The organism is Vibrio sp. NC2 (genome assembly GCF_025195005.1).
In the GTDB taxonomy this organism is placed as follows: Bacteria; Pseudomonadota; Gammaproteobacteria; order Enterobacterales; family Vibrionaceae; genus Vibrio; species Vibrio splendidus.
Window position 1 is genome coordinate 95,398 of record NZ_JANVFC010000016.1, and the last position, 13,704, is coordinate 109,101.

Here is a 13,704-nt window from a genome sequence, read left to right on the forward strand (position 1 = left end):
TGAAGCGAGTATTTTATGAAGAATTATGAATGACGGAATTGATGTAAGGCAGGTTTAGATGGATAAATCTGCTTTTACTCCGTTTGGGGTACTGACTAGTAAGGCTTTTGTGCTTTGGTGTGGCTTTTGACTGGGGGATAGTTGAATCGTGTACTAGTTCTTATGGCGACGATTTTGGGCAAACAGCTCTTCGACGTCTTGTTTTGGTTGAGGACGATAGAAGTGGAAACCTTGAATGGAGCTACAGTTGAGGTTTGATAGAAGCGTCGCTTGTTCACTGGTTTCGACGCCTTCTGCCACTACGGTTAAATCGAGAGATTTACCAAGGTTGATGATGTTTTCGATTACTGTAATTTGTTTCGGCAGAGTATCGATATCAGAGATAAACGCACGGTCAATCTTAAGCTCATCAATTGGGAAGCGAGCCAAATAAGACAGAGAAGAGTAGCCCGTACCAAAATCATCGATAGATAAAGCAAAGCCGAGTTTCTTTATAGCGTTAAGCATTTGAAGTGTGTGTTCACTATCACTCATCACCGCGCTTTCTGTTAGCTCAAACGTAATAGCACTAGGGTCAAGCTCTGTTGAACGAAGTAACTTTTCAACGTAATCAATCAGTTTCGGGTTACCAAATTGCTCGGGAGACAAATTGATAGCCACTCTACCTGGAAGGATACCTTGCATCTTCCAACGCTTAACCGTGGCAAACACTTCACGCATTACTACACGACCAAGCTGTTCGATAAGACCAGCTCGTTCCGCTACAGGGATGAATGCTGCAGGGCTGATGTAGCCTTCTACTGGGTGCTTCCAGCGCACTAACGCTTCTGCACCGTTGATGGTGAAATCACGCGCGTTGACCTTAGGTTGATACCAAACCTCAAGTCCATTCTGTTGCAGTGCTTTTTGTAGCTCTATCTCCAACCACAATCGCATACGCGCTTCTTTGTTCATCTGTTCGTTGAACTTGATCAGGCGGTTACGTCCACGATCTTTCGCTTCATACATTGCGGTGTCTGCATTTTGCAGCAAGATACGAGCATCGGTGCCATCTTGAGGGAAGCTCACGCTGCCAATCGAGCAGGCTAAGCGCTTACTAAAGTGGTGAAGATCGAAGGGTTGATTGATCAGGGAAATGATCTTTTCAGCGAGCATTTCAGGCGTTCGCTGATGTTCAGGTTCTGGCAGGATAATACCAAACTCATCCCCGCCTAAATGACCAATAACGGCCTGACGAGGCAGTAAACGTTTTAGGCGTGAAGCAACCTCTTTAATCACTTTATCGCCAATATGATGACCTAGTGAATCATTGATATTCTTAAAGTTATCAATATCTAAGTAGAGCATCACAACTGGCGTATCGTTTTGAATGAACTGCTCAAGACGTTTGGTGAACCCAACTCGGTTGTAGAGCTTGGTCAGTGCATCGATGTAGGCATCTTCACTGTTTGCAGGCGTATACTGCTTTGTGGTCTCTTGTGCATCTTGGATAAGCACCAGCTGAGTGTTACTTCCAAGAATAGTGGTGGAGTCGATGTTGAGTTGAACCTTACGTTCAAATCCGCATCGGGCACCCGTTAAGCAAACCAAACCAGACTCAGAAATAATAGAACTGAGGTTATTATTGAAGACTGTTTTGGTTTGTTCATCGATGAATAATCGTCCCAACTCTTCGCCAATTAACTCGGTGGTGGAGTTAAAGCCGAGCAAGCGTGCTGCTGCTGGGTTTGATGACAAGATGTAGTCACTTTCAACTAACAGTAATCCGTCAGGGAGTAGGTGAGATAGCTTGTGGAATTTCGCTTCGGATTCTTCTAAAGAACGGGCAAGTACTTGGTTTTCTGATGTGTCGAAGGCATGAAAGACAATGTAGTCGGTTTTGTTGCCATTTGTCAGCGGAGATAGGCTGAAATGAAGGCTGGTATCGAGGTCAGTTTCGTTGAGAGTGACTTCAGCCTCAATCGTTTCACCATTGAATGCACGCTCATAGTAAGGCTTAAGGTGTTGGTAGAATTGCTCACCTAATGTTTGGCGGTCATTCATGCCAGCAAGCTCGGTTTTACTCAAACCAGCAATATCGCAGTAACGCTCATTAACCATAAAATAGTTATGTTGGGCGTCAAGTACCGCAAAAAAGAACGGACTGTTTGCTGTTAGCTGGGTAAACCAATGTTGTAGTTGCTGGGGAGGCATCAAAGTACTACCAATTCTCCAAGAGCTTGAATATTCACTATCGATAAATATTTATTACTTTTTGTGTGGCTATCGATATTTACCTGTGAGTGCAGCGATCCGCTGTAATTCTCATGACCTGAGTTACTATAACTGTGATTTTCAGGATATTAAAGGTCGAGTATCAAACCGAAGTTAATTTGATACATAACAGTAACTGAGATTTCAACATCATCTATGATGCATTCCATATTATTGACAAAGTTACGGATAAGTCACGTGATAAACAAGATTCGCACTCAACTAGTTCAAAATGCCGCATCAATTTTGCGATCTCCAGTCCAGTTATTGCCTAAAACAGTACAAAAAAGAGCCTTATTGGAGGCGCTTAAGAATGTCTTTAAGGAAGCTTTAGAGGACGGTGACTTTGAATTCTTAGAAGACAAGTGGCTTAAAGTCTCAATAAAAGATATGGGGTTAAGTTGGTGTATTAGCTATCAAAATGAGCAACTAGTTGTAGCTGATAACGAGGTTGTTGAAGATGTAAGCTTTAGCGGAAACCTTAACGATCTTGTGCTGATTGCCGGGCGTAAAGAAGACCCAGATACGCTTTTCTTTCAACGTAGACTGTCTATTGAGGGCGATACAGAGCTTGGTTTAGAAGTCAAAAACTTGATGGATAGCGTAGATTTAGACGTATTGCCGACTCCTATGAAAACTTTGTTAAATCAATTAGCTGATTTTGTGCAGAAGGGAGTACAATCCCCAGATACACAAAGTGAGGTAATGAATGCTTATTCGAACTGAAGCACCGGCAGATATACTTGTCATTGATCGTTTATTGAAATCTGTTTTTGAAACAGATGCAGAAGCTAATTTGGTTATGAGCTTGCGTGAGAATAGCCATTTAACGCTATCGCTGGTGGCTTGTTCTGATGAGGGCGAGGTGGTTGGTCACCTGATGTTTAGCCCTATCACTCTCCATGGTGACGATCATAACTGGCAGGGACTTGCGCCTCTCGCAGTGAAAGAAGAGTACCGCAATCAAGGTATTGCCAAATCACTGGTTGAAGACGCATTTTCTACATTGGTAGATTTCGGTTACCCAGCCTGTGTTGTGCTTGGTGATCCTGCTTACTACGGCCGCTTTGGTTTTAAGGCTGCGAGCGAGTTTGGCCTGAGTTGTGTTTGGGATGTACCTGAAGGTGCTTTCCAAGCGATTGAGTTGGTAGAAGGTGTGTTTGCTGGGCATTCTGGTGAGATTGCTTACAGCCCAGAGTTCAACGACTTATAAGCTGATTTACCACGTAATCCGATACAAACTGATTTAGTCTAAATAAAGGAGCTTGATGCTCCTTTATTTTTTGTTAGTATCAGCCCCAATGAGCTCCTTTTCAGTTCGCTCTAAGAAGAGCAATACCAACAAACCTAAGGTTACACCGCTAGATATGTCACAAACACACGCACAATACCTGCAAGAGATGGGCATCAGCCAATGGGAGCTTAGTCACCCAGAGCGTTTGGTTGGCTACGAATCTGAATTGATTCCACTATCGAGCGACTGTAAGTTGCTACTGGTTTCGCCTGAAAAACCTCAGGAAGATCTCGCTGTGATGTTTGAACGCGTACTTAAAAGTATCAAGCTCGACTTATCTCAGGCTTTACACCTTCAACCACAACACTTGTCTGCTGTGGATTTAGGTTCGGTTGAATGGGTATGGTTTGCTGGTTGCGAATCTGCCCATGAACTGAAGGCAAAAACACTTCAATCTCCATTACTGTCTGACATTAACGGTAATAACCAACATCGCCGCGACTTATGGCAACAAATTTGTGCTTATGACTAATCAACTTTTACCAACTTCAGAACAACACCTAGACGCAATTTGGCAAATTGAGCAGACCGCGCATTCTCATCCTTGGTCTGAAAACATGATTCGTGATCTTAATAGCCGTGGAGGCAGCCACCGTGTTTTAGAAGTCGATGGAAAGGTTGTCGGCTATTTCTATGCTCAGAACATTGTCGGTGAAGTGACTTTGCTGACGATAGCGGTTGACCCTAAGCAGCAAGGTAAAGGTTACGGCAAGGCTTTGGTTGAGCACTTTCTCGATATGTGTGAACAAGCTGACGCGGAAAGTGCTTGGCTGGAAGTTCGCGAAAGTAATGTGAATGCTTTTAATCTTTACGAGAAGGCTGGCTTTAATGAAGTTGACCGTCGTCGTAACTATTACCCAACCAAGCAAGGCAACGAAGATGCGATCATTATGAGCTATCTTTTTATGTCGTTTAGTTAGGGCGTGTTACGTCTTTTAGCCGACTAGATAACTAACCACAGAATTAGCCACAAAATAGGGTGTAAACTGACCCTTTAGAAAGTGACTCGCTTTCTGTATAATCCGCACACAGAATTCAAGGGCAAGTATTATCTACTTGCCCTTTTTACGCTTTAGATCAGCAAAGGGCGACTATGTCTTTCCAACAAGAAGTGAGCAAACGTAGAACGTTTGCAATTATCTCTCACCCGGATGCGGGTAAAACCACGATTACTGAAAAAGTTCTTTTATTCGGAAACGCAATTCAAAAAGCGGGTACCGTAAAAGGTCGTGGCTCTAACCAGCACGCTAAATCTGACTGGATGGAGATGGAAAAAGAACGTGGTATTTCGGTAACCACGTCGGTAATGCAATTCCCATACAATGATTGCCTAGTAAACCTACTCGATACTCCAGGACACGAAGATTTCTCGGAAGATACGTACCGTACTCTAACAGCGGTTGACTCTTGTTTGATGGTTATCGATGCTGCGAAAGGTGTCGAGGATCGTACTCGTAAACTGATGGAAGTAACGCGTCTACGTGATACTCCAATCGTAACGTTTATGAACAAACTTGACCGTGACGTTCGTGACCCAATGGAAGTGCTTGATGAAGTGGAAAGCGAGCTAGGTATGGCTTGTGCTCCAATCTCATGGCCAATCGGTTGTGGTAAAGAGTTTAAAGGTGTTTATCACATTCATCGTGATGAAACGATCTTGTACGAATCTGGCCACGGCCATGAGATCCAAGAAGTTCGCATCATTAAAGGTTTAGATAACCCTGAACTAGACGAAGCTGTTGGCGAAGATCTGGCGAGCAGTGTTCGTGAAGAGCTTGAATTGGTTATTGGCGCATGTCCTGAGTTTGATCTCGATTTGTTCCTTGCTGGTGAACTAACGCCTGTTTACTTCGGTACAGCATTGGGTAACTTTGGTGTTGACCACATGCTAGATGGTTTGACTAAGTGGGCTCCGGGTCCTCAAACTCGTCAAGCTAACGAGCGTGATGTTGAAGCGACAGAAGAGAAGTTCTCTGGCTTCGTCTTTAAGATCCAAGCAAACATGGATCCAAAACACCGTGACCGTATCGCATTCATGCGCATCGTTTCGGGTACTTACAACCAAGGTATGAAGATGAATCATGTTCGTACTGGCAAGAACGTAAGTATTTCGGATGCGGTAACTTTCATGGCGGGCGACCGTGCGCGAGCTGAAAAAGCGTATGCTGGTGACATCATTGGCTTGCATAACCATGGCACAATCCAGATTGGTGATACCTTTACTCAAGGCGAAAGCTTGAAGTTCGCTGGTATTCCAAACTTCGCGCCTGAGCTATTCCGTCGTATTCGTCTACGCGATCCACTAAAGCAGAAGCAACTTCTAAAAGGTTTGGTTCAGCTTTCTGAAGAGGGCGCAGTACAAGTATTCCGTCCTATGCAGAACAACGACCTGATCGTTGGTGCGGTTGGTGTACTTCAGTTCGACGTGGTTGTAGCGCGCTTGAAAGCGGAATACAACGTAGAAGCTATCTACGAAGGTGTTAACGTTGCGACAGCTCGCTGGGTTGAATGTGATGACGTGAAGAAACTAGAAGAGTTCAAACGTAAGAACCAAGCTAACCTAGCGTTAGATGGTGGTGATAACCTGTCTTACATCGCACCTACAATGGTGAACTTGAACCTAGCTACTGAGCGTTTCCCTGACGTTCAGTTCCGAGCGACGCGCGAGCACTAATTTCTCCGCGATCTATTCGAGTTAAACAAAAACGTCTATTGTTCTGCAGTAGGCGTTTTTTAATACGTGCTGTTTGAGGATGAATACTGAGGTTTGAGCATGAGTATTTTGGGTTGGATAAAAGCTTGGATTAAGAAATACGACAAGTGGTGTGAAGAGCTTGGTTTAACGCCTGAGAACAAGCGCAGTTGTGTTGCTTATCGTCGTGATCCCCAAGGGAAACAAACAGAGAGTAGGGAAGATGACACAGAAAATAAGTGACTTTCCGCTGTTTGATACTCATTGCCATGCGGATTTTGAGGCGTTTGAGCAAGGTTTTACACCGGATCAAAGTATTGATAGCTATCTTAAAGAAGCGAAACAAGCTCAAGTCGAGAAGATTCTTATTCCTTCTATTGGCCAAAGTAACTGGTCGAAGCTCGATAAAATCGCCAAATCTTACCCTAATGTTTACTACGCCTTAGGTTTCCACCCTTACTTTTTAGAGCAAGCCAATGACGAGCAATTCTCAGAGCTTCGCCAATTACTCTCATCAAGAACCGGTCAATGCGTTGCGATAGGAGAGTGTGGTCTCGACTTTTTTGTCGATGTCGAGCGGGAGAAACAAGAACGCTTTTTCATCCAACAAATGGAGCTAGCGAAGGCATTTGAGCTGCCTTTGATCATCCATGAGAGGAAGTCTTATAACCGACTCATTGAATTATTAAAGCAGCACAAGTTCACTTTTGGCGGGGTGATTCACGGTTTTTCAGGGAGTGAACAGCAAGCTTTGGCGTGGACCAAGCTCGGTTTCTATATTGGTGTCGGTGGAACGATTACTTACCCAAGAGCACAAAAAACACGCACAACCATCGCAAAACTGCCTCTTGAATGCTTGGTATTGGAAACGGATGCTCCGGACATGCCCATGTATGGAAACCAAGGAAATGTTAATCATTCCAAATATTTAGTTACGATTTTAAATGAACTATTTTTGCTTAGAAAAGAGCCAAAGCAATCGGTTGCAGCGCAAATTTGGCAAAATAGCCATCGTGCATTCGGTATATGTGAATAAAATCGAAGGTTTTTGTTTATCGTTTGCGTAAATTGCACTGAGCTTGTGATTTGGTTCACATTTGCGTGTGAATGGTACATGAATCTTGTACGAAAGTGTGAGGACGGCATTACTTTATTAGTGGTCGCATGAGTATAATTGCCTCCGCTTTATAGCCCCATTTTGTAACACGCCAATAAATAACTAATAAGGAAGTCATAAACTATGAGCCTGTTTATGAGCCTCGTCGGAATGGTTGCACTGATTGCAATCGCAGTACTACTATCCGACAACCGCAAAGCTATTAATCTAAGAACAGTGGGTGGCGCTTTCGCTATCCAATTCGCACTTGGTGCATTCGTACTTTACATCCCTTGGGGTCGTGATCTACTTGCAGGTTTCTCTGCTGGTGTAGCAAACGTGATCGACTACGGTAAAGACGGTACTGGTTTCCTATTCGGTAGCCTAGTTAACTTCTCAGTTGACGGTATCGGTTTCATCTTTGCTTTCCAAGTACTACCAACTCTGATTTTCTTCTCTGCACTTATCTCTGTACTTTACTACATTGGTGTAATGCAAATTGTAATCAAAGTTCTTGGTGGTGGTCTTCAGAAAGCTCTAGGTACTTCTCGCGCCGAGTCTATGTCTGCAGCAGCAAACATTTTCGTTGGTCAAACAGAAGCACCTCTAGTTGTTCGTCCTTTTGTTCCTAAAATGACTAACTCCGAACTATTCGCAGTAATGTGTGGTGGTTTGGCTTCTGTAGCTGGTGGTGTACTAGCAGGTTACGCATCTATGGGTGTACCTCTAGAGTACCTAGTTGCAGCGTCATTCATGGCAGCACCTGGTGGTCTACTCTTCGCTAAAATCATCAAGCCTGAAACTGATGAAGTTGACGAGAACCTAGGTTCAGACATCGACGGTGGCGACGACAAGCCTGCTAACGTTATCGATGCAGCTGCTGGCGGTGCGTCAGTTGGTCTACAACTAGCACTTAACGTTGGTGCAATGCTACTAGCATTCATCGGTCTAATCGCTCTTATCAACGGTATCCTAGGTGGCATCGGTGGTTGGTTCGGTATGGAAAACCTAACTCTAGAACTTCTTCTAGGTTGGATCTTCGCACCGCTAGCATTCATCATTGGTGTTCCATGGGAAGAAGCAACTATCGCTGGTTCTTTCATTGGTCAGAAGACAGTTGTTAACGAATTCGTTGCATACCTAAACTTCGTACCATACATCGGTGAGAACGCTCAAATCGTTGAAGCGACTGGCCAAGTAATGTCTGTTAAGACTCAAGCAATTATCTCGTTCGCTCTATGTGGTTTCGCAAACCTTTCTTCAATTGCGATTCTTCTAGGTGGTCTAGGTGGTATTGCACCAAGCCGTCGCCACGACATCGCACGTATGGGTGTTAAAGCGGTTGTAGCTGGTACTCTATCTAACCTGATGGCAGCAACAATTGCTGGCTTCTTCCTGTCTTTCTAATCAGTTAGAAATCGATATATAGACGCCATAATAATATCGCCCCGTAGCAAGAAATTGCTGCGGGGCTTTTTTGTTTTTGGGCCTAGTGATTTTGAGCATTAGCATGAGTGAATGCTTGGAGTCGAAAATGGGTCTAGAATGTTTTTTTGAGATACAAACCGTTTGCGTTCTAAGGAGCACTACAATTTATTGATGGATACCTATAATGTATAAGCTTAAGGGACAGGATGTCTCTTGTTGGCAAGAAAGTAACTGCTTGGATTTATCTAAAGGTTATTCTTCTGGGATTAAGCCAAACTTAGCGATACGCTATAGATGTTAGACACAACATGACTGATTTGTTGTGCCATAGACCAAACTGGTACTGTGCGGTGACAAGGATTGCAATTGATAGCGAAAGTTATCAAGTCTTCAGGGAACCAAGTCCGTTCATTTGTGACTACTGAGCATTACTAAAATATCCATCTATACTGGATGGGTGGCGAAGTAGTTAACTATTTGAATATATTGATCGGAGATAGAAATGAGCGATTTAAAAGCAGCAGCTCTACGTGCACTTAAACTTATGGACCTAACGACGCTAAATGATGACGATACTACTGAAAAAGTAGTGGCGCTTTGTCATGACGCGAAGACTGCAGTTGGTAACACCGCTGCAATCTGTATTTACCCTCGCTTCATCCCAGCCGCTAAGAAGGCGTTGCGTGAGCAAGGTACTCCAGAAGTACGCATCGCGACTGTAACTAACTTCCCTCATGGTAATGACGACATCGAAATTGCTGTTGCAGAAACGAAAGCAGCGGTAGCGTACGGCGCAGACGAAGTTGACGTAGTATTCCCATACCGTGCTCTTATTGCTGGCAACGAAGAAGTTGGCTTTGAGCTAGTTAAGCAATGTAAAGCCGCTTGTGGTGACATCACGCTTAAAGTGATCATCGAAACTGGTGAGCTAAAAGAAGAAGCACTGATCAAGAAAGCTTCTCAGATCTGTATCGAAGCAGGTGCAGACTTCATCAAAACTTCAACAGGTAAAGTGCCAGTAAACGCGACTCCTGAATTCGCGCGCATGATGCTTGAAGTTATTCGTGACATGGGCGTGGCTAAAACTGTTGGTTTCAAACCAGCTGGTGGCGTACGTACAGCTGAAGATGCTCAAGCTTACCTAGCAATGGCTGATGAGCTACTAGGCGCTGAATGGGCAGACAACATGCACTACCGTTTTGGTGCTTCAAGCCTACTAACTAACCTTCTTAATACATTAGAAGTGACAGACCAGACTGCTGATCCAGCAGCATACTAATTTACCCATTCGGGTATATAACAATTAAGTCTGTTTGATGGAGTGGCGTTAAGTCACTCCATATTACCTCTTTCCCTACACACCATACTCACTAGAGTTTGGGAGGCACTAATGTATCTACCTCAAGAAATTATTCGCAGAAAACGTGATAACGAAGTACTGACCACAGAAGAAATTAACTTTTTCATCCAAGGTGTCGCTAAAAACACGGTTTCTGAAGGCCAAATTGCCGCATTCGCAATGGCTATTTTTTTTAATGAAATGACGATGCCAGAACGTATCGCACTAACATGTGCAATGCGTGATTCAGGCATGGTGATTGACTGGAGCCACATGAACTTTGATGGCCCAATCGTTGATAAACACTCTACTGGTGGTGTTGGCGACGTAACTTCTCTGATGCTTGGCCCTATGGTGGCAGCATGTGGCGGTTTCGTTCCAATGATCTCTGGTCGTGGTTTAGGCCACACTGGCGGTACGCTAGACAAGCTAGAATCTATCCCTGGTTACAACATTACACCAACCAACGATGTGTTTGGTGCCGTAACCAAAGAAGCTGGCGTGGCGATCATCGGCCAAACCGGCGATCTAGCACCGGCTGATAAGCGTGTTTATGCGACTCGCGATATCACAGCAACAGTAGACAACATCTCACTGATCACCGCTTCAATCCTATCTAAGAAACTGGCCGCTGGTCTTGATTCTCTAGTAATGGACGTAAAAGTCGGTTCAGGCGCATTCATGCCAACGTATGAAGCATCTGAAGAGTTAGCAAAATCTATCGTTGCAGTAGCAAACGGTGCAGGCACTAAAACAACAGCAATCCTAACGGACATGAACCAAGTTCTGGCTTCTTCAGCGGGTAATGCAGTTGAAGTCCGTGAAGCGGTTCAATTCCTAACAGGCGAATACCGTAATCCACGTTTGTTGGAAATCACGCTAGCGTCGTGTGCGGAAATGTTGGTGCTGGGTAACCTAGCAAAAGATTCAGATGAAGCGCGTGAAAAACTGATGGCAGTACTGGATAACGGTAAAGCAGCAGAGTGCTTCGGTAAGATGGTAGCGGGCCTTGGTGGTCCAGTAGATTTCGTAACGAACTACGATAACTACCTAGAAAAAGCAGAAATTGTTAAACCAGTGTACGCCCTCGAAAGCGGTGTAGTATCAGCGATGGATACGCGTGCAATTGGTATGGCTGTCGTTGGTATGGGCGGTGGTCGCCGCGTAGCAACAGACAGCATTGATTACGCAGTCGGTTTTGATAGCTTCATTCGCCTTGGCGAAGTAGCAAGCGACGATAAACCATTAGCAATGATTCATGCTCGCAATGAACAACAGTGGCAAGAAGCTGCGACGGCATTACAAAATGCAATCACTGTGGGCGGAGAATATACAGCAACGCCAGATGTTTACCGTCAGATTCGTTCTGAAGACGTGTAAATAACAGATATCGGTATACCTCGTGTATACCGATAAACAGAGTTCTGGTGCAAAGAGCAATAAGTTGGTGAAGAAAATGAAAAGAGCATTTATTTTAGTTTTAGATTCATTCGGTATCGGTGAAACAGCGGATGCTGACACATTCGGCGATGTAGGTTCGGATACAATGGGTCACATTGCTGACCGTTGTGATCAAGGCCTTGCAGACAACGCGGATCGTAAAGGTCCACTAACGCTGCCAAACCTGTCTAAGCTAGGTTTAGCGATGGCTCACAAAGAGTCGACAGGTCGCTTTGCTCCTGGTATGGACGCAAACGCTGAGATCATTGGCGCTTACGGTCACGCGGCTGAGCTGTCTTCTGGTAAAGACACGCCATCAGGTCACTGGGAAATCGCAGGTGTGCCGGTATTGTTTGACTGGGGCTACTTCACCGACAAAGAGAACAGCTTTCCAAAAGAACTGACTGATCGCATCCTTGAGCGTGCTGGTCTGTCTGACTTCTTAGGTAACTGCCACTCATCGGGTACAGAAATCCTAGATAACCTAGGTGAAGAACACATGAAGACTGGCCTGCCAATCTTCTACACTTCTGCAGACTCTGTTTTCCAGATCGCATGTCATGAAGAGACATTCGGCCTACAAAACCTATTAGATCTTTGTCAGATTGCTCGTGAAGAGCTAGCTGACTACAACATTGGTCGTGTTATCGCTCGTCCGTTTATTGGTGCAGGTAAAGGTCAATTCGAACGTACTGGTAACCGTCGTGACCTTTCTGTTGAGCCACCAGCGGCGACGGTACTTCAGAAGCTGGTTGATGAGAAGGGCGGCAACGTTCACTCAATCGGTAAGATCTCTGATATCTACGCAGGTTGTGGTATCACTCAGAAAACCAAAGCAACAGGTATTCCAGCGCTATTTGAAGCAACCAAAGAAGCGATTACTGAAGCGTGCGACAACACTATCGTGTTCACTAACTTCGTTGATTTCGACTCAGCATACGGCCACCGTCGTGATGTTGCCGGTTACGCAGCTGCGCTTGAGTACTTCGATGGCCGTATCAATGAAATCATCGATATGATGAAAGAAGATGACGTGCTTATCCTAACTGCAGACCACGGTTGTGACCCAACATGGCCGGGTTCAGACCATACTCGTGAACATATCCCTGTGATTGTTTACGGTAACAAGGTTCCAGCAGGCTCTCTAGGCCGTCGTGATACCTTCGCTGATATCGGTCAAAGCTTAGCGTCATACTTTGGCACATCGCCAATGGGATACGGTACAAGCTTTCTGTAATGGTTAACTAAGAGAGAGGGAAACCTCTCTCTTCTTTTTTGTTTTGAGATTAAGGATATTTTCAATGGCTACTCCACATATTAATGCTGAAATGGGTGATTTCGCTGACGTAGTTCTAATGCCTGGCGATCCGCTACGCGCTAAATACATCGCTGAAACCTTCTTAGAAGAAGTGGTTCAGGTGTGTGATGTTCGTAATATGTTTGGTTACACGGGTACTTACAAAGGTCGTAAGGTTTCGGTTATGGGGCACGGTATGGGCATTCCATCTTGTTCTATTTACGCGACTGAGCTGATCAAAGACTTTGGTGTGAAAAAGATCATTCGTGTCGGCAGTTGTGGTGCAGTGAGTGAAGATATCAAAGTGCGTGATGTGGTGATTGGCATGGGCGCGTGTACTGACTCAAAAGTGAACCGTATTCGCTTTAAAGGCCATGACTTCGCGGCTATCGCAGATTACAAAATGGTGCGTGCGGCAGAAGATGCAGCAAAAGCGCGTGGTGTAGACGTAAAAGTGGGTAACCTGTTCTCGGCGGAGTTGTTCTACACGCCAGATCCAGAGATGTTCGAAGTGATGGACAAATACGGCATTGTTGGCGTCGAGATGGAAGCAGCAGGTATCTATGGTGTGTGTGCTGAATACGGCGCAAAAGCTCTGACTATTTGTACTGTTTCTGATCACATCAAAACTGGTGAGCAAACCACATCAGATGAGCGTCAAACGACCTTCAACGACATGATGGTTATCGCACTAGACTCTGTGCTTCTTGGTGATCAAGAGTAAGAGTTACTTTGTGGTTTAAGTTGTTTCTAGCTCTCGAATAAATATAGCTAGCCAAATTAACAGATGTCTCGTCCTAAAATACGTTGACGATTTTAGTAAGCCAGTAACGCAAGTTGCTGGCTTTTTTCATGCATCTTATTT

At 44.6% G+C, this 13,704-nt stretch carries 13 protein-coding genes; 12 read left to right on the forward strand and 1 reads right to left on the reverse strand.

Annotated features, from left to right (window positions below; all coding sequences use genetic code 11):
• Positions 1–153: 153 nt before the first annotated feature.
• Positions 154–2,193, reverse strand: a complete 2,040-nt coding sequence (locus NX845_RS17875) for a bifunctional diguanylate cyclase/phosphodiesterase (protein ID WP_017084241.1) — start codon at positions 2,191–2,193, stop codon at positions 154–156.
• Positions 2,194–2,409: 216 nt separating this feature from the next.
• On the opposite strand from NX845_RS17875, the gene NX845_RS17880 reads away from it, so the two are divergent.
• The 12 genes from NX845_RS17880 (at position 2,410) to deoD (ending at position 13,563) form a co-directional block, all read left to right on the forward strand.
• Entirely contained in the window at positions 2,410–2,979 is a 570-nt protein-coding gene (locus NX845_RS17880) for an SCP2 domain-containing protein (RefSeq protein WP_017080003.1), read from the forward strand.
• On the forward strand, positions 2,963–3,466 hold the full coding sequence (locus NX845_RS17885) for a GNAT family N-acetyltransferase (protein WP_004734484.1): 504 nt from the start codon (positions 2,963–2,965) through the stop codon (positions 3,464–3,466). The genes NX845_RS17880 and NX845_RS17885 overlap by 17 nt, the downstream gene beginning before the upstream one ends.
• A 154-nt stretch (positions 3,467–3,620) precedes the next feature.
• Positions 3,621–4,019, forward strand: a complete 399-nt coding sequence (locus tag NX845_RS17890; protein WP_029222295.1) for a DNA polymerase III subunit psi — start codon at positions 3,621–3,623, stop codon at positions 4,017–4,019.
• Positions 4,012–4,467, forward strand: a complete 456-nt coding sequence (gene rimI / locus NX845_RS17895) for a ribosomal protein S18-alanine N-acetyltransferase (protein WP_029222735.1) — start codon at positions 4,012–4,014, stop codon at positions 4,465–4,467. The genes NX845_RS17890 and rimI overlap by 8 nt, the downstream gene beginning before the upstream one ends.
• Before the next feature lie 173 nt (positions 4,468–4,640).
• Positions 4,641–6,221 carry a peptide chain release factor 3 gene (gene prfC, locus NX845_RS17900; protein ID WP_017095469.1) on the forward strand — a complete coding sequence of 527 codons (1,581 nt, stop codon included), beginning with the start codon at positions 4,641–4,643 and terminating at the stop codon, positions 6,219–6,221.
• A gap of 105 nt (positions 6,222–6,326) precedes the next feature.
• Positions 6,327–6,482 (forward strand): DUF5363 family protein, encoded by a 156-nt coding sequence (locus tag NX845_RS17905; RefSeq protein WP_157939097.1) that lies wholly within the window; start codon positions 6,327–6,329, stop codon positions 6,480–6,482.
• Complete coding sequence (locus NX845_RS17910; RefSeq protein WP_050546471.1) at positions 6,463–7,275, forward strand: TatD family hydrolase; 813 nt, start codon at positions 6,463–6,465, stop codon at positions 7,273–7,275. The genes NX845_RS17905 and NX845_RS17910 overlap by 20 nt, the downstream gene beginning before the upstream one ends.
• Before the next feature lie 204 nt (positions 7,276–7,479).
• Positions 7,480–8,742, forward strand: coding sequence for a NupC/NupG family nucleoside CNT transporter (locus tag NX845_RS17915; protein WP_017080006.1), 1,263 nt, complete (start codon positions 7,480–7,482; stop codon positions 8,740–8,742).
• Between the two features lie 523 nt (positions 8,743–9,265).
• On the forward strand, positions 9,266–10,042 hold the full coding sequence (deoC, locus tag NX845_RS17920; protein ID WP_004734477.1) for a deoxyribose-phosphate aldolase: 777 nt from the start codon (positions 9,266–9,268) through the stop codon (positions 10,040–10,042).
• Positions 10,043–10,153: 111 nt separating this feature from the next.
• Positions 10,154–11,482 carry a thymidine phosphorylase gene (deoA, locus tag NX845_RS17925; RefSeq protein ID WP_026012373.1) on the forward strand — a complete coding sequence of 443 codons (1,329 nt, stop codon included), beginning with the start codon at positions 10,154–10,156 and terminating at the stop codon, positions 11,480–11,482.
• A 76-nt stretch (positions 11,483–11,558) separates the two neighbouring features.
• Positions 11,559–12,779 carry a phosphopentomutase gene (locus NX845_RS17930; protein ID WP_065682522.1) on the forward strand — a complete coding sequence of 407 codons (1,221 nt, stop codon included), beginning with the start codon at positions 11,559–11,561 and terminating at the stop codon, positions 12,777–12,779.
• Between the two features lie 64 nt (positions 12,780–12,843).
• Positions 12,844–13,563, forward strand: coding sequence for a purine-nucleoside phosphorylase (deoD, locus tag NX845_RS17935; RefSeq protein WP_004734474.1), 720 nt, complete (start codon positions 12,844–12,846; stop codon positions 13,561–13,563).
• The last annotated feature ends 141 nt before the right edge of the window (positions 13,564–13,704 follow it).

What these genes read in the sequence shown, in the direction of transcription:
- deoC (WP_004734477.1), top strand. Translation starts at nt 9,266, where the DNA reads ATGAGCGATTTAAAAGCAGCAGCTCTACGTGCACTTAAACTTATGGAC.
- NX845_RS17910 (WP_050546471.1), top strand. Translation starts at nt 6,463, where the DNA reads ATGACACAGAAAATAAGTGACTTTCCGCTGTTTGATACTCATTGCCAT.
- NX845_RS17915 (WP_017080006.1), top strand. Translation starts at nt 7,480, where the DNA reads ATGAGCCTGTTTATGAGCCTCGTCGGAATGGTTGCACTGATTGCAATC.
- deoD (WP_004734474.1), top strand. Translation starts at nt 12,844, where the DNA reads ATGGCTACTCCACATATTAATGCTGAAATGGGTGATTTCGCTGACGTA.
- prfC (WP_017095469.1), top strand. Translation starts at nt 4,641, where the DNA reads ATGTCTTTCCAACAAGAAGTGAGCAAACGTAGAACGTTTGCAATTATC.
- rimI (WP_029222735.1), top strand. Translation starts at nt 4,012, where the DNA reads ATGACTAATCAACTTTTACCAACTTCAGAACAACACCTAGACGCAATT.
- NX845_RS17875 (WP_017084241.1), bottom strand. Translation starts at nt 2,193, where the DNA reads ATGCCTCCCCAGCAACTACAACATTGGTTTACCCAGCTAACAGCAAAC.
- deoA (WP_026012373.1), top strand. Translation starts at nt 10,154, where the DNA reads ATGTATCTACCTCAAGAAATTATTCGCAGAAAACGTGATAACGAAGTA.
- NX845_RS17930 (WP_065682522.1), top strand. Translation starts at nt 11,559, where the DNA reads ATGAAAAGAGCATTTATTTTAGTTTTAGATTCATTCGGTATCGGTGAA.
- NX845_RS17885 (WP_004734484.1), top strand. Translation starts at nt 2,963, where the DNA reads ATGCTTATTCGAACTGAAGCACCGGCAGATATACTTGTCATTGATCGT.
- NX845_RS17890 (WP_029222295.1), top strand. Translation starts at nt 3,621, where the DNA reads ATGTCACAAACACACGCACAATACCTGCAAGAGATGGGCATCAGCCAA.
- NX845_RS17880 (WP_017080003.1), top strand. Translation starts at nt 2,410, where the DNA reads ATGATGCATTCCATATTATTGACAAAGTTACGGATAAGTCACGTGATA.